At 37.0% G+C, this 20397-nt stretch carries 17 protein-coding genes; 9 read left to right on the forward strand and 8 right to left on the reverse strand.

Annotated features, from left to right (window positions below; translation table 11 throughout):
* Positions 1 to 4 precede the first annotated feature (4 nt).
* Genes R7Q39_RS11155 through R7Q39_RS11165 form a run of 3 tightly spaced genes read left to right on the forward strand, consistent with a single transcriptional unit; the run spans position 5 to position 3810 of the window.
* Positions 5 to 1312, forward strand: coding sequence for a hypothetical protein (locus R7Q39_RS11155; RefSeq protein ID WP_318076226.1), 1308 nt, complete (start codon positions 5 to 7; stop codon positions 1310 to 1312).
* Positions 1284 to 2414, forward strand: coding sequence for a hypothetical protein (locus tag R7Q39_RS11160; RefSeq protein ID WP_318076227.1), 1131 nt, complete (start codon positions 1284 to 1286; stop codon positions 2412 to 2414). Before R7Q39_RS11155 ends, R7Q39_RS11160 begins: the two co-directional genes overlap by 29 nt.
* A 4-nt stretch (positions 2415 to 2418) precedes the next feature.
* The gene (locus R7Q39_RS11165) at positions 2419 to 3810 is read left to right on the forward strand and encodes a hypothetical protein (RefSeq protein ID WP_318076228.1); all 1392 of its coding nucleotides are present in this window, start codon (positions 2419 to 2421) and stop codon (positions 3808 to 3810) included.
* A 28-nt stretch (positions 3811 to 3838) separates the two neighbouring features.
* On the opposite strand, the gene R7Q39_RS11170 is transcribed toward R7Q39_RS11165, so the two are convergent.
* The 4 genes from R7Q39_RS11170 to R7Q39_RS11185 are packed head-to-tail and all read right to left on the reverse strand — an operon-like array spanning position 3839 to position 9317.
* The gene (locus tag R7Q39_RS11170; protein WP_318076229.1) at positions 3839 to 4711 is read right to left on the reverse strand and encodes a hypothetical protein; all 873 of its coding nucleotides are present in this window, start codon (positions 4709 to 4711) and stop codon (positions 3839 to 3841) included.
* An 11-nt stretch (positions 4712 to 4722) separates the two neighbouring features.
* Positions 4723 to 6714, reverse strand: coding sequence for an AAA family ATPase (locus R7Q39_RS11175; RefSeq protein WP_318076230.1), 1992 nt, complete (start codon positions 6712 to 6714; stop codon positions 4723 to 4725).
* Between the two features lie 11 nt (positions 6715 to 6725).
* Positions 6726 to 7130 carry a hypothetical protein gene (locus tag R7Q39_RS11180; protein WP_318076231.1) on the reverse strand — a complete coding sequence of 135 codons (405 nt, stop codon included), beginning with the start codon at positions 7128 to 7130 and terminating at the stop codon, positions 6726 to 6728.
* Between the two features lie 57 nt (positions 7131 to 7187).
* On the reverse strand, positions 7188 to 9317 hold the full coding sequence (locus R7Q39_RS11185) for an ATP-dependent helicase (RefSeq protein ID WP_318076233.1): 2130 nt from the start codon (positions 9315 to 9317) through the stop codon (positions 7188 to 7190).
* 173 nt (positions 9318 to 9490) lie between these two features.
* Here R7Q39_RS11185 and R7Q39_RS11190 point away from each other — a divergent pair, with 173 nt between their 5' ends.
* On the forward strand, positions 9491 to 9937 hold the full coding sequence (locus R7Q39_RS11190) for a lytic transglycosylase domain-containing protein (RefSeq protein ID WP_318076234.1): 447 nt from the start codon (positions 9491 to 9493) through the stop codon (positions 9935 to 9937).
* Positions 9934 to 12699 carry a DNA topoisomerase gene (locus R7Q39_RS11195; RefSeq protein ID WP_318076235.1) on the forward strand — a complete coding sequence of 922 codons (2766 nt, stop codon included), beginning with the start codon at positions 9934 to 9936 and terminating at the stop codon, positions 12697 to 12699. Before R7Q39_RS11190 ends, R7Q39_RS11195 begins: the two co-directional genes overlap by 4 nt.
* Before the next feature lie 27 nt (positions 12700 to 12726).
* On the opposite strand, the gene R7Q39_RS11200 is transcribed toward R7Q39_RS11195, so the two are convergent.
* Positions 12727 to 13440: an EAL domain-containing protein gene (locus tag R7Q39_RS11200; RefSeq protein ID WP_094133748.1), complete on the reverse strand. Its 714-nt coding sequence runs from the start codon at positions 13438 to 13440 to the stop codon at positions 12727 to 12729.
* A gap of 106 nt (positions 13441 to 13546) precedes the next feature.
* Here R7Q39_RS11200 and R7Q39_RS11205 point away from each other — a divergent pair, with 106 nt between their 5' ends.
* Both R7Q39_RS11205 and R7Q39_RS11210 read left to right on the forward strand, forming a co-directional pair.
* Positions 13547 to 14269 carry a hypothetical protein gene (locus R7Q39_RS11205; RefSeq protein WP_318076237.1) on the forward strand — a complete coding sequence of 241 codons (723 nt, stop codon included), beginning with the start codon at positions 13547 to 13549 and terminating at the stop codon, positions 14267 to 14269.
* A complete protein-coding gene (locus R7Q39_RS11210) occupies positions 14263 to 14682 on the forward strand; it encodes a hypothetical protein (protein ID WP_038129295.1) in 420 nt (139 codons plus the stop codon). The genes R7Q39_RS11205 and R7Q39_RS11210 overlap by 7 nt, the downstream gene beginning before the upstream one ends.
* 28 nt (positions 14683 to 14710) lie before the next feature.
* On the opposite strand, the gene R7Q39_RS11215 is transcribed toward R7Q39_RS11210, so the two are convergent.
* Positions 14711 to 15808 carry a hypothetical protein gene (locus R7Q39_RS11215; protein ID WP_318076238.1) on the reverse strand — a complete coding sequence of 366 codons (1098 nt, stop codon included), beginning with the start codon at positions 15806 to 15808 and terminating at the stop codon, positions 14711 to 14713.
* Positions 15809 to 15921: 113 nt separating this feature from the next.
* On the reverse strand, positions 15922 to 18081 hold the full coding sequence (locus R7Q39_RS11220; protein WP_318076239.1) for a DEAD/DEAH box helicase: 2160 nt from the start codon (positions 18079 to 18081) through the stop codon (positions 15922 to 15924).
* A gap of 116 nt (positions 18082 to 18197) precedes the next feature.
* On the opposite strand from R7Q39_RS11220, the gene R7Q39_RS11225 reads away from it, so the two are divergent.
* Positions 18198 to 18554, forward strand: coding sequence for an iron-sulfur cluster assembly accessory protein (locus tag R7Q39_RS11225; protein ID WP_318076240.1), 357 nt, complete (start codon positions 18198 to 18200; stop codon positions 18552 to 18554).
* 39 nt (positions 18555 to 18593) lie between these two features.
* On the opposite strand, the gene R7Q39_RS11230 is transcribed toward R7Q39_RS11225, so the two are convergent.
* A complete protein-coding gene (locus tag R7Q39_RS11230; protein WP_318076242.1) occupies positions 18594 to 19619 on the reverse strand; it encodes a hypothetical protein in 1026 nt (341 codons plus the stop codon).
* A gap of 78 nt (positions 19620 to 19697) precedes the next feature.
* Here R7Q39_RS11230 and R7Q39_RS11235 point away from each other — a divergent pair, with 78 nt between their 5' ends.
* A complete protein-coding gene (locus R7Q39_RS11235) occupies positions 19698 to 20384 on the forward strand; it encodes a hypothetical protein (RefSeq protein WP_318076243.1) in 687 nt (228 codons plus the stop codon).
* Positions 20385 to 20397: the final 13 nt, after the last annotated feature.

The following is a 20397-nucleotide window of genomic DNA, read 5'->3' on the forward strand; positions in this document are numbered from 1 at the left end:
AAAAATGGAACAAGATTTCGACGCGATATACACTGGAAGAGCACAAACAGTCAACGTGCCGTCAGTAAACCCTTCTGAAATAATAAAGAAAAAGCGTGAAGCTCAACAGAAGGATTCGGATTTCAAAAGCAAATCCGATGTTGTAAAACAAAGAAAATCACTGGAGATTAAGAAGAAATCTGCAAGGATTCGTGATTTTACGAATACTGTTTCGGAAATTTCTCCTTTGATTGATATTTCAGCCTCAAATTGCTCTTCGGATAATGATTTCAAAGAGTCACTATTAACGTATTACTGTTTGCAGCAGAAGATCAAGCAACATGTTTTTGATAACATGGGGATAACTGCGTACACACCTGAGATAAAGTCATCTGGATTTAATCTTGGACACAATATTTCTAAGCTGATTAGCTCTGGTGCCTTAAATAACTTTGAAGAAGAAAAAGTTAATCTAATTATTGATATGATTACTGAACTTAATAAGTCCAGTAATGCAGTTAGAGAACTATATGAACAGAATGTTATTACATCCGATACGCTCGTGAACATAAAATGCTCAATTTTTCCATATGCAATCAAGATAGAAAGCATTTTGGATCAGATGGGATTCTATGGTGATAAGAAACTTGTTCATGTTAAGTGGTTCCACAATATGTCTCTTACTTTAGCAAAAGACATTGCATTCAATTGGGATAAATATAGCGGCTTCCGTGAAAGAGAAGTCTTGTTTGAGAATATGCTCAAATATTGCTGTGAAATATCAATGGATACATGGCTGGAACAAATTCTGGAGTCTCTAGATTCTGATTTCGTACATATAACCGAAACCAACTTGATTGATCATCTTCCTAAATTCAGGGCTGCAACTAGAAAGTTTACAATGGGATATGAGTCCCATCACAAATACAATTTTGAATGGCTTGAAAATGAATTTTCATCGTATGTTTATGCCTTGATTTTTGACAAAAGAATTTCACACTTCAATAATAAACAGAACGGAATTTATATTGGAAAGCTTGTGAAACTGGTAGATGAAACACTTGAAAAGTCTTGGGTTTCATGGTCAGAAGAAATGATTGAAATGGTTCAAAATATGTCTCAACAAGACAGAAAGGAATGGTTTCAGGGAGAGGGTAGTAAGCCTATGAAAACAATTGGAATTAAAGAGGATTTAATTTCATTCATAGATGAGGATATCCATAATCATTTAGAGCTGTTTACTGATCAGTCCGACCTTGAGCAGCGCTCAAAAACTAGACTGGCAATTTTATGGGGTATGAGTAATGCGATTTGTAAGAAAAAAAGTAGCTAGTGTTGCTTTAGCTGTTGGGCTTGTATGTTCAGGGAATGCTTTAGCATTCCCAACAGTCGATTATCCTGAAATTCCTCCTAGCGTTTTAGAGAATATTCGCAAGGTTAAGCAGCATGGTGAGTTGATTGCTACTTATACCACTTGGATTGACCAGAATGTAAATACGTACTTAATGAGGATTGAATCCACATTAGGTATTAGCTTTATGAAAAACAATAAAACATTAAAGCTAAATGAAAGCCTCCATAATCTCAAAGTGCAAGAGCAAAGCCAGCCATTGACAAATGTTTGTGCGATCATCGCTAAAAGACCAACAGCTACAAGTAATACTGGGAACGCTCAGAAAACTGCTAATGAAGCAGATAATTACGCTTATAATTCAGTGGCATCTTACTCTTTGAATACCAAAGATAGAAGTGCTTCAGATCGTAAGGTGAAAATAATTTCATCTGATTCTGAGCGAAATATTAACACCCAGGCTGGAAGGGTAGCGGAGTTTAATAGTAAAATAGTAAATAACTATAAAGAATTAAAGCCTGGATTTTCTGATATAGAGCTTTCAGATTCTGATCGTATTGAATCATTGCAAGCACAAATAGAAGCACCAATGTCTACGCAAGGTGACTATATGATGAATCCAAATGCCTTTTTAAATTATTCACAAAAAGAAGAAGAGGCAATGAAGGATTTCGTTAACTTGGTTATTCCACCTTATGTTAATCCTAACGCGTATGCAAAAGCTGGTGATGATGATGAGTTAATAAAAGACCTTTCTCAACAAGTTAAGCGATCTGCATTGCACTCGGTTCTTTCTAATAATGTTGCAGAAAGAATACCAAACGATGAAGGTGTCTCTAAACTTGCGTTACTAAATGAAACTGATAAGTACTACTGGAAAGGTGAAGATTCATCTGGTGGTGTTGAGGATACATTTGTAACCAGATTGAATACTGAGGTTCTAACCATGACTTCAACACCAATCATGAGAGAGCAGGCTCTGATGATGGCTACAAGAATTCAATATGCTATAGATGAGTATAAGCAAAATCTAGAAAAAGAATACATGCTGGCAAATGAAATTATAGAAAAAACCAACGGGTAATAAAATGAGCAAGAATAAAGGTTCAGATATTGCGAAAATTCTCCACGAAAGAATAAACAAATTCATTTCAGGTGAATTTCGAGAAGAGTTAAGAGAAATAATTTATCAAGAAAATCAATCTGATAAGATGAAAAATCAGATGGAAAATCTTGATAAGGTATATGCCGAAATGGGCATTGAGAAAGAACCTGAAGAGGGTGCGTACACATATGATGATGTAGATAACGACTTATGTAAGCGCATAAAACCTTGGATGGAAGGGTTCGAAAGATGGTTCCCTGAAGATTACATCCAAGCTTTTGACATCTACTTTAATAATACTAACACTTGGGATGCAATCAACACTTATGGCAATAATATTAGTCATACACGTCATGTAAACCAACTAAGAACTGTTGGTAAAGAGTTTAGCCCATTAGAAGCTGAATTTTCAGCAGAAAATTTATTAAAAATTTTCCACGAATATGGTTTTGATATCGCAGAACTAGACCACAAAAACAACGTTATATTGAAAGATTTAATTGATTACAAACTAGAACATGGAATGTTATCGCTAGAAGATTTAAAAGAGGTTGCAGCTATGCCTGAGTATAAAGATAAAGTAGATCCAGAAGAAATCCAAAAATTAGAAGAGCAGCAAGAGGCATTGAAAGCTGATGATACTGATATAGGTTTAGAGTCTGAAGCCAATGATAAGGTTTCTAATAAGCCTGAAGATGAACCTGAATCAGATAATAAAGATGGTAAAATCAATCGCTCAACTAATGATAACCCATACTCGAAGGGGGCTAAAAGCCCAAGGCAGTCTGTTGAGCAAGGTGGCATGTCTACACCTGACAATGACAAAGCTGATGCCATCCCTTCAGGTTTTCAACAGCAAGCGGCACCTCAGCGACAGTCTGGTGGACAACCAATATACGATCCTTTATATGGTGTAACGAAAGGTGTTTCAGGGATTTTTAGAGGCGCTAAAGACATTACGATGAGTGCGTTTGGAGCTTATGCTGCAAGAGGTAAACAAGCCCCAAGCTTAGCTGAAATTGGTCATGAAATGACTTCTATTGCAGGCTCTCTATCTAGCCTTAGTGAGCAGGATCGTCTTAAAGCATATTCTAAGCTCGATGAGAAAACAGCAGCTTTCAATGAGATTGCTAATTATAAAAGCCAAAAAGCCAATAATTCTCATGTTAAGAAAGACCTTGATGAGGGCATGGAGCTATTCAAGCAAACTAAGCAACAGATTGATGACTTTAAGAAATCAAATGAAGGTAGTCTAAGCGATGAAGAAAAGTCTCGTTTAGAAAAAATGCAGGAAAAACTTGCTGAAATCCAGAAAGCGATTTCTGAAATGCTTGAAAAGTTCTGCCAGAAAGTTAGTAGTATGTTAACTCGATAAAAAAGGAGCCGAGAGGCTCCTTTTTAGATTAAGCAACTTCCAAACTTAATTGCTCAATTATTGACTTACTTTTATCGCTAATATCGGAAGAAGCTATATAGGAATCAATAACTTCAGATAGATTGGTTTCGGCAACTTCTGATTGTGATGCAATCATCAAGTTTTTGGCAAATTGATCTTTATTCTCTGCAATATTTGTTACTGGCACAAAGTTTTCTTCGAATACTACTTCCTGGTGTGGAACTTCAATTTTCGTTAAACCATCATCAGGAGTCCAAACTAGAAAGGATGGAGTAGAGTCTTTTGGCGTTTCTCGCACAATGGAATTGCAAACAGATTTTCTTTCGTTTGGGCTGGACACTGAATCCCATGTACCAAAAACTATCGCATCTGCGCTACAAAGCTCCATATCAATCTCATTGTACTTGTTGCTTAGCACAACTGACTTGCCAGAAATTGCAAACGCATCATCTACAGGAATGTTTGTGAATCCGTTCGGAAGTTGATCGTTGTAGTAAATCTTCAAGTTGTGAATATCTTCCTCATCTTCAACCTTAAAATCTTCTATTACAGTGTCGCTCCCAATGATATTGAACAAACCAATCTTTTTCAGCATGGAAATGGAGTTACACTCTGATCCGTTCTTCTGATAAACAATTGGATTGCATTCAGAGAATAAATCTAAGAACATTTCTAAAGCTTCATATTCGAAATTCTTCCTAAATACATTTCCAAATAGAACAATCTTCAACTCATTTTCATTTGCATAATTAATAGCATATGAAAGCTTTTCTTTTAACGTTTGGGTGAAGCTATCATCTAAGCGCCCCTTTGGAGCGCTTTTTTCTGCACATAAGTTGATGTTGCTTAGGAACATTAGACCTTTAAATACACACTGCATAAAATCCCCACTTAGTGCTTATGAATTGTTTGATTACAAAGAGGGCAAAAGCCTGTACTTTCCAAAAGAACTTGTTTTTGTCTTTTAGCGTTGTTCAGGTTAGCTTCTTCAGTTTTTAAGTTTTGACCGTGTGTTCTAATTTCACTTCGAACAGTGTTAATCTCAGAGATTAAAGACATAATATCATTAACGTTCTGAACTTTCGGAGTTAGATTGAACTCTTTAGGAAGTTTAGATAGCAAAGTGATAGTAGACTTACAATCTTCAATGCCGCTAATGATTTCCTGAAGCTCTGAAATTGGCTTCACATCAGGCTTAGGAAGCTCAACACCCTCAATCGACTTCAATGTTCGAATAGTGTGGTTAAGCGTTGTCATTTCATTGATTAAAGATTCAAGCTCAGTAGTTTCTACAACCTCAGGAACAGCAACTTTCATATCTTTCAAATTGCTGATCTCAGTCATTACAGACTGAATCTTTTCCATTTCGAATACAATCTGAGACAATTCGTTTGTGTCATAATATTCCACAGATTCTACTTTCATAGACTGAACTGCTGAAACCGCTTCAATAAAGCTTTGTTCGGCTTCCATCTGTTTGATGAGGTCAGTTAGTCCTTTCTCAGATTCTGAGTTTTTCTTGATAGTGCTAATGGCTTCATCTAGTTCTTCCAGGTCAGCGTGAGATTTTTCCATCTCTCTCAGGACTAGAAGTTTAGAGTCTAGCTTTGCTAGTGACTGTTTACTGCTTAGGTGATTCCTGCGATGCATGTCCACCAATTCATGATGGCGCGAAATCATCTTTTGAATTCTTTTGGAATTATCATCCAAGTTGAGCATTTCTGCTTTTTTATGCTCTGAAACACTCTTGTCGAGAATGAATGAGGCATCATGCTGATCACTAATGTGAATGTTCACATCATTGACTAAAGGCATGAACAAAACTTCATCCAACCATTCAGGAACTTTTTCACCGCTCGTAGAGCGATTAATCTCTTCCGCATTTTCATCAAACAATTGATAAAGGGTTTTCTTTTTACCCTTTAACGAATATTTAAAGCTAAGTGTATAGTCTTCTTCAAGACCCAGTTCAACTTGTAAAAAGTCCATATTATCGCGAACTTGATTGTCGCGACCTTTATTGAGCATTACCGCTTCAATAGCTTGAACAATAGCTGTTTTACCAACATCGTTATCACCAACGATGTAGTTTACAAATGGTGACAGCTCTAAGTGAGTGTTTTCATGCTGCTTGAAGTTGGTCAGGCGTAAATGCTTAATGCCAATGTTTTCGTGCAAAGCACTTTCTTCACTTCCATCAAGACCTTGAACTTTGATATTTTCGTGGTCGATATCTGAAAGCACTTCACTTACAATTTTTCCGCCCTTGCGCTTTAGATGATGAATTTTACCTTTACCCATGAAGCGTTCTGGTTCTTTATGAGTGATGTAGATTACCTGTACACCAAGCATGGTAGAAAGTGAGTAGAGCATCGAAGCGAACGATTCTGCGTATCTTGGGCTAACTGCCGCGTCAGCTTCATCTAAAACCAAGAATCGACGGTTTGTAGTTCGGCACAAGCAAATGAAGCGAAGACCAATAGCAATCAGGTTTTCGATACTACCACCTTTATCAAGGTAAACATCACGAAGCTTGCCTGAAACGGTTTGAACCTCAATTGATAGTGTAGGTCTGCCGCGCTTGTAGCTGTTATTTAATACAACTCGGTCACACTCATCATTGTGAGGCATAATTTCTTTGATTTGAGTTGTAAGAAGATTCTCATACAACTCTTTTGATGTGGCTTGTGTTTGTGAGTAAATGCCAGCCAGTGCTTGTGCTACTTCATCCTTATTTGCAAGGTATTCACTTGCCTCGTCTGAAGCAACCATTAGCTGAGACTTCTCAACGACAAGAGCCTGTTGATATCCTGACAGCTTGACTAAGCTGTTTGAAATATCAGTTCTGTAATTATCTAACTGCTGGACAGATACACTATTCATATTTACACCTATCACTGACCAATTTTTTGTTCAATGTTTCTGATGTTATCTCGAATATTGATTGCCTGTTGGTATGCCTGTGGAATCACTTGCTGATTATGAGCTTGGTTACTCGCAAGAAGCTCTTTCAGCTCTTTTAATGATTGAACGCCATACTTTTCTTTTGCGATTTGAGTAAGCTGTTTCATTCGCTTTTCTGATTCGCTTAGTCGAGTTTGCAGTTCAATTAACTTATTAGAAGAGGCTAATTCAATTTGTTGAATCTCACGAAATTGCTCAAGAAGTTGAGCATCACTTAATGAAGCGCCCTGTTCTTGGTTTACTAGACCGTTATGCTCTTGGTGATGCATATGCCCATTATCTTGTTGACCGATGTTTTGATCATGCTGGGTAAATTGTGATGTTTCAGTCATCATTTAATTCCTATATAAAAAATATTTGTTAAGTAAATAATACATAAAAAATATTAAAAGTCAACTCATGCTTGGAGCGTTATCTTGCGATTTTTTAAGGGCAATTCTATGGATTTTAGCGCCAGCGCCTTTCTCAATCTCTTTAATAAATCTACTTGTATTAGTTTCAATTGTTGAGTTGTCGAAAGTTTTTCTGTATTTCGCATAAGAGATAGTAAGTTTCTTTTTAGCTCTTGTGATTCCAACATAAGCAAGTCTTCGGGCTTCTTCAACATCCTCATAGCTCGGCTCGTCTGTCTTGCCAATCATGCTTTCTTCATCAAATCCGATCATATAAATATTATCAAACTCTAGACCTTTGCTTGCATGTAGAGTCATAAGCTTAATTTTTGAGTCTCTTTCACGATCTAACTCGGGGTTTTTATCAACCATAAAAATTAAATCATCAATAATGTCATCCATAGAGAAACCTTGGTCTAGATTTTTATGGATTCGGTCAATTATAAACTTAACATCTTGTATGTGAGCTTCTAGTTCTGCTGACTCAACCTTTTTCTTATTTTTTCCATCTTTAGGTTTTAAGTAAGCATCCCATACTTTAGCAAGCACATCGGTAATAAATTTTGGTGAATCTTTGTATTTGACAGCTTTTCTTAATTCTTCTGAAATTTCTAGAAGAGGTTGAATTTTTTGAGCATAAACCTTGTATCTAGCGCCACTTTTTGCTGATTTTGAAGTCAGTTTGTCCTGGCTTTTAATTTTTAAAAACTCATGAACGTTAACACCATCAGCAGCCATTGATTTCTTCGCTGCATCAAGTGATACGCCTAGTGTAGATGCGTTAATTAGTCTCATGCCAGCCATGCTATCGTATGGGTGGAATATGAATCGGATAAGGGCAATTGCATCCTTTACATGCTTCTTCTGATAAAAACTAACGTCACCAATGATTTCATATGGAATATCACTAGTAACTAAGAACTTTTCAAGTTCTCTTTTTGTATTCCTATTTCTATAAAGAACAGCAATTTCTTTTCCTTCAATTCCTGCAACCAAGTCTCTCTTAATTGCTCCTGCGATGGACTCTGCTTCATGCGTTTCATTGTAAAACTCTACAATTGAAGACATGTTAGACTTTCTTGCGGCTGCTACTGCTGGCTCTTCAACAACCTGTCTTTTGTTAATCATAATGCCTGAAGACAGTCTCTGATCCATAGCTGTAGCACAAGCATTGGCGAAATTAATAATGCTTGGGTAGGATCGGTAGTTATTATTGATATCAATAGTTACAGTGTCTTTGTAACGCTTTTTGAAACCTAAAATAATGCTAATATCAGCACCACGGAAAGCGTAGATACTTTGTTTTTCATCACCAACAGTACAGATATTGTTGTGGTGTTGAGCGATTGAATCCATGATGTTCTGTTGTACACGGTTTGTATCCTGATACTCATCTAGCATTAAGTACTTGAATTGTTCAGAAAGAGCCTTAGAAATATACTCATCTTCTTGAAGCATCTTATCTGCATGTAGCAAGATATCATCGAAGTCTACACCATTGTGATCGCGACATAGCTCATTGTATTTTTTCCATACGGTAGCAGTGATACGAGCTAATTCTTCATTTTCAGAACCTATCACATTAGTCGCAATATAATCTTTAAGATCTAGCGCATTGGCACGAGCAAGACTCATTTCCTTCTGCATATCTTTCCAAGTCCATTCATTATCTTTAATGAATTCCTTATCAAGATCTGGAAGCTCAGAAATTGCTTGCTTAAGTAGGCTAGCTGCATCAGCATCATCAAGGATAGTTAGTTCTTCCGCATTAATACCAACTCTCTTCAGATAACTGCTTTCAGGAAACTTCGTCAGAATTTCTTTAAAAATGATGCCGTGGAATGTGCCTGCACAGATGTACTCAGCATTGGCTCCAATTTCTGGCATTTCTTCAAGACGCTGTTTGATCTCTTTGGCTGCTTTTGAGGTGAAAGTAACAACCATAATGTTTTTAGGAGATATGCCTTTTACAAGCATGGTTGCACATCTGTGAATCAGAGTCTTAGTTTTTCCCGCTCCAGCACTAGCAATGATCATAACGGGACCCTCAGTGGTAACGGCAGCTAAATACTGCTGTTCATTGAGTTCCCTGTTGATTTTTTTGATGATTTTATCTAGATCATTATCCATTTTAAGTTCATTCATCTTATTAAAAAATTTAGTGATTTTTAAACATTATACAATATCTTAAGGAACTAGGAAACAGTAAGATTTTGCCTTGACTAATTTAAAAGCTAGATAAAAAATATCTTTTGGATTAAAATCCAGAATTAATATGAATTTAAAATAAAAAGACTAGTGAAATGTTTGAGTTACCACCAAACCTTCCGCCTGTAAAGCCAGTTAGTGAAAGTGTTATTGAGCAGTGTGTTTCATACTCATCACAATACTTCAGAATAAATTCAAATGTAATAAAGGCAATAATACTGGTCGAGGGTGGAAAATCAGGAACAATGTCCAGAAATAGTAATGGTACTTACGATATGGGTGTGATGCAGATCAATACCATTCACCTGCCTGACATCCAAAGGAAGTACCCAACTGTCACATGGCGAGATATTGCTTATGACCCATGTGTAAACATAGGAATTGGAGCCTGGATACTAAGCAAGCGATTAAAAGAAACTAATGATTATTGGGTTGGTGTTGGTAATTACCACAGTAAAACCCCTAAGTATAGAAATAGATACTTAAAGAAAATTTATAAAGCCTACAATGGTTTATTAAAAAGAAAAGGCAAATTAAAATGAAAATAATTATTTCTGAAAAATCCAGTGTTACCAAGGAGCTTGGTAAGGCTATGGGTTGGGTTCAGAGTGGTGCCATGATTAAGGGTAAGTTCGAAGGTGAAGATGTTATTGTAATATCTGCGGCTGGACACCTGATGGGACTTAAAGACCCTCAAGAAGTTCACCCTCATATGAGCTGGGATGATCCTGTATCACTTGTCCCACTACCAACTGACTACACCTTAGTACCTATCAAAGACAGACCTGGTTCAAAATCACACTTGCAGCCAAAAGCAAGACTTAAAGTCTTCAAAGATGTTTACGAGAAAAACAAAAGAAACGTCACTGAGATTATTATTGCAACCGACTCGGATAGAGAAGGTGAGGCAATCGGATGGGAAATAATCAGCCATCTGGGTTGGAAAGGTCGGATAAGAAGAGCTTGGTTTGCCGCTGGAGTTGATGAAAAATCACTTAAAGAGGCGATGGAAAACCTAAGAGACCCTGATGTTACAAAATCTTGGTGGAGAGCTTCCGAAGCTCGAAATTGTTCAGACTATGGTTACATTAACTTAACTATGGGTTATACATTCTATGCTGGTTACGGCAAGTTTGGTCGTGAACTTTCTCAGGGTAAAGGCTCAGAAGGTGTGATGTCAGTTGGTCGTGTTCAAACCCCTGCGCTTGGCATGATCGTTAAACGTGAACTTGAAATTAAAAACTTTATTGCTAGAGACCATTTCAAAGTATCTGCGAATTTTGATGCATTAGGCTCTGAGTTGTTCGCTGATTACCTGCCTTACGTTACAGAAGATGTAATTGCCAACAATCAGGATGGTATTTACTGGCAGCCATCAAAAGTCGTACCAAAAGAGGGTGAGGATGCACCACTGGACACACCTCTATTCGTTGATGAAGCGAAAGTTAACGCCTTTATGGGTAGACTTAAACAATTTGCATCACAAGCGATAATTACAGGTTATAAGGAAGGATCATCCAGCCAATCACCAGATAAAACTTATGCTCTATCTGGCGCTCAGAGCGCAATTGTTGGCGCGTGTGGTATTTCTGCACAAACAGCTCAGTCGATTCTTGAAGATTTGTATTTAAAAGGTTATTTGTCTTATGCTCGCACCTCTAAAGCTGAAATACCAATAAACTACCATCATCCTCAGCGTAGAAACGAAATGCTTCAGGCTACAATGCAAATTCCTGAGCTTTCAAAGCAAGCAAAAGAGGTTGCTGATATCCACAATGGCAAACATCCAAATTACAAGCCATTCACACCTAAAACTTACTCCAAAAAAGATATGGAGCACCACGGGATAGTTCCTACTACAAAAGTAATGACTAAAAGCGACTTTGATACGCTTAAGCCTGATGGTAAAGGTTACACAACCGAACATATGCAAAAAGCCTATGTAATTGTTTGTAAGAGATACATCCAAGCACTGTATCCACCTGCACAGTATGCAACTCAAGAGATTGAAGTCACTGTACCTTGCGAAGATCTACTTAAAAGGGATGTTTCAGTATTTAGGGCGCGAGGAAAACGCGTAATCGATCTTGGTTGGAAAGCAGCATTTGGTGGAAGCACTAAAGAGTCTGTACTTCCTAAGCTTGAAAAGGGTGATTCAACACCATTACTTGAGGCATTCAAAAAAGCGGCAACAACTAAGCCACCAGAAAGATACAAAGAAGAGGACTTTCCAGATGCTATGGCTAACCTTGCTAGGTATGAGTCAGACCCAGAGCTTAGAAGGGCATTAGCAAAAAGTGAAGGTATCGGTACTCCTGCTACACGCGCTTCAATTATTGAAATCATCAAAAAGAGAAAATATGTTGAAGTCAAAAAAGGCGTTTTCTATGCCACACAAAAAGGCATGGATTTAATTGAGGCCGTGCCTGAGTTCTTGCGCAACGCTTCATTTACTGCTAAGTGGGAAGACTATTTAATCAAGCTTTGTACACTTCGTGATGATAATAAAGCTGTTCAGATGAGAGATGCGTTCATCAAAAAACAAAGGGACGCTGTTGAGTTTCTGATAAACGACATGATTCAAAAATATCAGAACAACTTAGGTCAAAAAATAGCGAAAGCTCCTAAAGAAGTGTCACCAAACATGATTAAAGCTATTAAGACCATCTGTAAAGTGAAGGGGCTTAATCCACCAGCAAACGCAAGTTCTGATCCTGTTGTGGCTATGACATTTATTACAGAGCATCAAGATGTACTAAGAGTGCCTTCACAAGCACAGCTCAACTTAATAGAGAGAATTAAAGCTGAGATCCCAGAAGCTGTAATTCCTGAGAATTATGTTGAAGACAAAAAAGTGTGTAGTGAAATCATTGAAAAGTACAAAGATCAGTTATTCAGTAAACCTACTCCTGGCATGGTGAAGTACATGAATGACCTTGCTTCTAAATGCACTGTAGAATTCCAAATGCCAGAAAATGCTGAAACTAGCGCTGAAGTTTGTTCTGCAACCATTGAAACATTGAAAAAATTAACTTCTAAACCTGTTACTGAAGGTCAGTTGAAGTTTATCGACCAAATTGCAGAAGTCGCTTCAGAGAAGCAGCAGCCAACAGAAGATGATAGGAAGTATGCGTACTGCGCTTCTCAATATATTGAAAAATACAAAAATCTTCTTAATGCTAAAGGCACCAAATCTGGCTCAGGCTCAAAAGGAAGAGGTCGTGGTAAAGCTGGAACTGGCGGTGCTAAATCTGGTGCAGGAACTGCTAGAAAGGCTCCAAGAGGAAAGAAAACCTCAGCATAAAAAAATCAGGGTGAAAACCCTGATTTTTTATATTGAGTATCCTGAATCACTTGCGTTTTTCATGTTAGGGCTTGGCTCTGCTAAGTAGAACCCTTGAGCATAATCAATGCCTAATCCCTTTACAGCTTCGAGAATTTCCTGTGAGTCAACAAATTCAGCGGTTACAGTTATGTCATTCTGTTTAGCGTAAGAAATAATATTCTTAACTCTTTCAAGATCTTCCTTAGAATTCATCATTCCTTGAACAAGATTTCTGTCTATTTTTATATTGTTAAAAGGTAAGCTCTTTACCACTTTCTCATCCATGAACCCTGATGAAAAATCATCAGCGGAGATTTTTATGCCAGCATCTTGCAGTATCTCAAAATACTCTCTTAACTTAGGGATATCTGGAGAATGACCCGTTTCAGTTAACTCAATTGAAATTAATGATTTATTCTTACACGCTCTCAGCTCATTACACAATGCGGTAAAAAAGTCATCATTCATAAGGCTTGATGAAGAAACGTTCACAGCAATAGGTTTGGAAGTGGAGTTTTTATTTATTTTATTAATAGCAAACGACACGTTTGCAAGATCCAGTTGAGGTATCTCTCCATTTCTTTCCATTTCTTGAATATCGTGGAACGCAGTACTTCCATCTGTTTTTCGCAAGAGCATTTCGTAATGATGTACAGAGTTATCATTCGAAGACATTATTGGCTGAAAATAACGGACGTAGTTGGTGAAATATTTATTCATATATTTTTCTCTTTATATTGTTATCTTCAATTCTATTTATATATTTATATCTTTGCAATGAAAGACTGCGAATTGTATACTTTTAAATAAAAAGGAAACTAAAAAGATGAGTAATAACCCAGCTTTTAAATCAATTAAAAATATTGTTTCTGATATTTACTCCAAAACGACTTCAGACAACTTTTCGCAAGAAACGCTGAATGAATATAGGGGAAGTGTTTCAGAGACTGTTTCTAGGCTCTCAGACCTTCAGGGAGAGTTCGTAGATAAAGGCGATAACATGGGCGCTTATCTATGTGAATTGAAATCACTAGGGCTTTCTAGCAGCGTGGACTTAATCGCTTCCACAAGTAAGGTATCGACAGGTCAGATAAATATCGATCAGCAAGCGTCTCTGTTTATGAACAACATACAAAACGGATTATCGAAGCTGACTCTTATTTCAAAGATGGATACGCCTGAGGATGTTGAGCGAAAGCAATTTATGGCTGATGCACAATCGTTTTATGATCAAAAAACTCCTGAGCATCTCGATATCATCAACAATCAAATCGATAGCGTGGTTAAATCGGTAATGTCTGGAGACAAGGTGTATTCAGTTACTGAAGATTTAATGTCCTGCGTTGATAAGTATGGTAAAGAGTTCTGTGACGCTGTATACACGCCTCGTCAAAGAGAGGCATTAGTAGAGTACTCTGAGCCAAAACAAGATAAGGGCTTGGTTAAAGGGTTTGGTCTTGATGGCTACAGCCAGGATGACATTGCTCGTATAGAAAGAGAGTTCCAAAATCATGCAAAAGAAAAGAACTGGGGTAAATTAGAATGGTAAGAGACTTTCTTGATTCAGAGAAGAATGTGTTTATTAGATACCTTTTGTTACTGTGGGTGGTTGTGTCCGCAATAGCATCGGTAAGCGCAAGTATATCTATTTTATTGGCATCAAATGCGACTGATGCGATGATACTAAATGCGGTGCAAAGTGATGACTTTAATGTGTGGGGTATGGTTTCCACTGTCATTACAAGCGGTGGATACATCAAAAGTGCATCATTGACTATGCTGATTGTTTATGTGGTTGTCTCATACATTTCACTGTATTTCTCATCAAGCATATTGAACCTCTATGTGAAAGACCTTCCTATTAAAACACTGTTTAGAGCTAAATACTGGACTAGTTTCTATAGGGGAGGGGTTATGTACGATGAGTACATTCCCAAGGCAAAGGCGAAGAAAAAGCTATAAAAAAGCGGGGTATATCCCCGCTTTTTTATTAGATAATTTTCTTTTCTTCGTAGGTAACTTTAATACCTTGGATCTTGTTCATTAGATTGGCTTTAGCATCACTAGATTTAGCCTCAACCTCGTAATCGAGTTTGGCGCGTTTCAAGTCGAGAATGTTAGCTTCAGACTTATTAAACTCAATTGAGATTTCATGTGACCTTGGCAAGTCTGAAATATCAGCATATCCAATGTCCTTAGCTTTCTTTCTCAAGATTCGCTGAGCTACTTGAATACGTCTAATCTGAACGTCGATTAGCTTGAGTGGATCCATAGCCGCTTCTGCTCTAGCAATGGCATCTCTAGTCTCTTTAATTTGAGACTCTACCTGCTTAAGCTTCTGACTTAGAGGTGTTTTCTTGCGACCTTGCTTATTAGCGCGTTCTGGCTCGTCAACAGGGTTATTGATAGCGTGAACAATTTCTTCCTGCTTGCGAAGTAGTAGCAGTAAGTCTTTGTCAAGCTTACCTAAATTGTCTAGTTTTCGAGCGGGACCGCCCGACAACTTACGATTAGAAAGCTCTTCCTTAATAACTTCTTCAAAGTTACGCGGAGGAATGCCTGCTGCTTTTTCTTCTTTTCTGTATTCCTTCTGAGCCGCACCAAGCCGTTGTTTTGCTCGGTAAAAAACAAGCTCAATCGGAAGTGGTGACTTGCCTGGTTTACGCTTTAGGTCTTTTTGCGCCTCTTGAAACTCATCCCAATCATCAAGAGACATACCAACAGGCGGAAGATCCGCTAGGTCTTCGCTTAACCCTTCTTTTCTTTCAGTTAGTGACTTGATTTTAGCTTTAATTTCAAGTGCCTTAGCTGACTTCTTGTTAGAGATCGCTTTAAGCTCAGCTTTAAGTGCGCGAATCTGAGTCGATAAGTTATCAACTTCAACAGCAAGCTTAGTTCTTGCATTGAACAGATTTAGAATCGATTCAGACTCTTCCTTGGTCTCACAGTTATCCAAATCAAGCTCGAAATCGATTGCTGCTTTAGCCTCAAGGTAAGCAGTCCTAGAATCAGATAACTCTTTAGCAGCAATTTCTAAAGCGGTCTTTTTCGGTCTACCCTGCATTTTCGTCTGAGTTGATTCAGTCATATGTATTCTCCACACTTAAATCGACGCGAGCAATATTATATCAAATATATAATAAATAATAGCATTTTTTAACTGAAGTAGAATTTATCTCATAAATTAACAAAAAAGGCAGCTTACGCTGCCTTTTGTAGACCTGTCATTTTGATTAGCTGGTCAACATCATCAGGTGTTACTTTCACACCTTTAAACATGCCATCTAGATTACCAGACTGGACTTTACCAGCCTTCTCCAAATCACCAAATCCACGCTGTCTCATGTCTTCTTCAGCTATGTCGTAACCCTTTTCGAATCTAACCAGAAGCTCCAATCGGTTTCGGCTTTTCTCAGACATTTCGTTAGTGAATTTATCAACGCCCATCAAGAAGATACCCTTACCACCTTTACGTGATACGCGCCCTCTAAATTGGTGTAACGTTGATGCGCCGTACCTATCAGCATCTTTAACGTATAATCCCATCAAATCAGGTACAGTAAGACCGATCTCAATCACAGAGGTTGTAATGATGACATCACAAATGCCATCTTTCGCTATCTGAAGAGCTTTGCTCTTCTCTTCAGCCGATAAGCCACCATGAATCTTAACGACTCGACCTGGATAAATCTTATCCCACATTAGATAAGCTGATTCAACATTACGCTTGTTTTCTTCATGATCTTCAAGGTCTTCTCTTTCAATAATATCAATATCGATTTTATTCATTTTAAGAAGCTTGTCGAACTTGGTTTTTTCAGCTTTTCTTAATAGCACCTGAATGTAAGGAATTTCGCTCTTAACACCATCACGAGTACATTCCGAAAGCAATTCAAGTATCTTACCTTCGATAGGTTGACCTTTTAAATTGAGATCAAAAATCGAATAGTCTTTTTCCCTTACAGGATAGAGCACAGCAATTTGTTTTTTCTCTTTCTCAACAATTTTCCTCAGAGTATTCATTACTTGTTTTTGATGCTCTTTACCTACAATAGCTGTACGGATATTTTTCTCAACAGGACACTCTGTAAGGTAGGAAACTTTTTTATTACCGTAAATAACCAAAGCTGTTGTACGAGGAATAGAGGTAGCTGTAGCTTCTAGGAAGTTAGTGTGCTCACTCATAATGCATACTTTTTGTTGGCTACCTAGCTTCTGCTGCTCATCGACAATCAAGAAATCAACAACATACTCACCTTCATAAGCATCCAACCAGTGAAGGATTGCAGATGTACCAACAATTATTGGTTTTTGTTTTAACTCTTCTTCAGTTGGTCTAGGCTCATCATCACTAATAACTAGTTTGACACCATCAACATTGAATGTTTCTCTGATCTCATCAGCAATCTGAATAGCAAGTAAGGTATTAGGTGTAAGAATAACAACCGAAGAATCACTACGGTGCGCACAAACAGCAGGAATCGCGTAAGTTAGTGTTTTACCGAAACCAACGTCACCTGATAGCAATCGATCCATTGGGTAGTCTGAATTTAAGTCTTTACAAATATCCCAAACAGAACGCTTTTGGCTTGGAGTAAGGTTGTAAGGAAGCATTTTTAGACACCTAGTGATCTCATTAACTTCAAATGAAATCCTAGATCTTTCATTTCGTTCTGGCTGGCTACTAGATAGGGCTGTTTTTAACGCAGTTTTAGCATTAATAACCTTAATAATGCTCATCGCGGCTTCAGATTCTTCAACGCTACTTGGATTATGAATTGCGTTAAATACATCATATAGATTAGTGAATTTGTCGCTGAACATTTGAATGTCCTGGTCAGTCACATTGTATTCTTCACGAACAAAATCCACGAACATGTCAAAGTGATTTTGAAGCATGATTTTTATGTTTTGAGCAATTGTAAAAGGAGAAACAACCCCTTTTTCACCCTTGTAGATTGGAACAACCTTACCCAAATCATACCCTTCAACCAATTCAGGGTTTGAAATGTTTATGTACTTACCCTTTTGCTCAGCCTTTCCTTCTACATAAATAATATCGCCTTTATTCAATTCTGAAATGCGATTTGAATTATGGAAGAAAAAGATCGAAAGGTTAGTGTAACCATCAGAAACAAATAGTTTTGTGTATTTTTTTTGATTGTTTCGTTCTGGCATAGAAAGAAGTTTCAGCTTAAACAGGTGAGTGTCAGGCATACCTAACATGTGGGTTACTGATGGCGCAACCACGCTGAAATCTTTGTATTTTGTTGGGAGGTACAGTAAAAGTTCCTCCATTCGTTCTATACCAATTTTTTTTACATTGGTTAGAAATCTGGCGCTAATATCTTCAACTTTCATTGTTCATTTTTTTTCTTTTTTATGGTTTATTTATTTTACATTTTAAATTAAAATTGTCAAATAACACAGAGGCATATGACTTCTAAAATATAAATAAACAAATAATGGTGAAATAAATGAGTGAACAATATGATCTAAAAGTCACAAGTATAGCGAAAGAAAAAATTAAAGAACATTTAGATAGCGCGAAGGACGATTGTGAATTCCCTCTGGGATTCAGGCTTGCAGTTGCTGGTGGTGGTTGTAGCGGATTCCGATATGAAATGGCGTTAGAAGAAATGGAATCAGAAAGGGATATTGACTACAACTTTGAGATCGAGGGAATCCCTTTTTTAGTGGATATGATGTCGTGGAACTACATTGAAGGTGCAACTCTAGATTTTAACGATTCACTTCTTCAATCTGGATTTATGATAAAAGACAATCCTAACGCATCTTCAACGTGCGGTTGCGGTGAAAGTTTCTCGATTTAAAAAGCAACAAAATTAATGCCTCCTTACGGAGGCATTTTTTTATACAATACTATATGTTTTCTTGTTTTTTACTATGAGAGGGCTTAAAGAGCAAGCCTGATAGATTGCGGCTTTTGTGTACTTGTTTGATATCTTTTCTTCGATATCCATAAGCTCAAGCTCGCCAGAGCTTTGAAGAAGTGAGTAAATATCACTTTCAATTTCGCTGAAAGAAACAGTAGGTTTATCATTGAAAATAATATCTGTACTGCTTACTTTACAATCAACACATAGCTTTATAATTTTAACTAGAACGCTAGGCTCTAGGTCTTTAAAGCTTCTATCTCTATGCGAGATAGATTGATTTATGGCATCGCAAGCTCTCTTGATGTTAACTTCTGAACGAAATGCAGCAATCTTCTTAACTCTTGTTAGTACCTTATTTCTCGAATCGATAAAAGTTACATTTCTCTTACTGATCCAAGCGGCACCATCAATACAGTTAAGAATATCAATAATACTTTGAGTTTTTACTGAGATTTTTGCTTTTCCAAGTTTTTTCGATAGTTCGGTAGTGTTTACATATCCATTTTTTGAGCTTTCGTTACGGGACTGTTTCTCAATCTCAATAACCAATCCTCGCTTATTGCTGTCACAAATGATGAATTCGCTACCTACTTGTTGAATGCAAAGTGAGTCTTTATTTTTTCTTGAAAACATGGATATGCAAGAAACAAAAGACTTTTCATTCAAACCTTCAAGATCGAACCCTTTTTGAAGCATTGATTCTTTGAGTCTTTCAAAGCCAATAGGAGTTTGTTTAATAGTTTCTTTACATAGGTCATCAAAGATATGGGCAACAGAACCCGCTGCTGATTCGACTTTTAGTTTGTTCTTCTCTAGAATAATCCTAACCGCTTCTTTTGTAATACCAAACTCTTCACCAAGCTCTTTCATTTTTATACTTTCGCCGTCTAGGTGGTGATATTTTTTTACTATATATTTATCTCTTTCTTTAATATCACAATTGGTAAAAACGTCTTCAATCAATGAAGCTATCTTAATGTTTGTAATCTTGTTATTCATTGTTTATTCCTATATTATTATTAGGATTAAATTTAACAATGAAATCAATTCAAGTCAATAATTAAGTTGGTAAAAAACATGCCTAGAAGTAAGCCACCTAGAAAAAAAAGAAAAAAGATACTTAGTACAGGAGAGAGGTATTTGAACAATTCTTGGTTAGCTATGTATAACCAAATGAAATTCGTAGATCAAATGCTGACAGATAAGAATGGCAACATGAAAAAGAGCCATGTTCTATTCAATAAATTACTCCTTGAATACCTTGTTGACTGCCAAAAAGAAAGTTACTTACCTTCAAAAGATGCTCTTGAAGACAAATGCCAAGAGATTTTCTATTTTGCTTCTAATAAAGTGCAGTTTACAAATATAGAACCAAACCGTATGGAGCTTGACCACTTGCTGGATGCTATCGAAAGCGCGTCCTTAGAAGTGTTTAATAAAAAACAAGAAGATGGGAAATATATTGTCGATGGGTATTTAATTATTGATTGTCGAAATTTATCACAAGATGAAACCAATTATGTTATTAAAAAGTTTAATGCAAATTACGACAATGAACTAGATAGTCTTACATATCAATGTTTAGAGTATCCAATTAGGCAATTCTTCACTCCACAAAAAGAGAGAAAGGTAAGGGATTTCTGTGTAAAGAAAGGAAAACAAGACCTGATTCGATTGTTCAATAATGACTTTCAGTTAACCATGAAAACCGAAGAATCAATTTTAGAGCGAATTAGAGATAAATGGCTTTTATTTACATTATAAAAAAACCCCATAT

The sequence above is a fragment of the Vibrio sp. 947 genome, assembly GCF_033339115.1.
GTDB classification, from domain to species: Bacteria; Pseudomonadota; Gammaproteobacteria; order Enterobacterales; family Vibrionaceae; genus Vibrio; species Vibrio alginolyticus.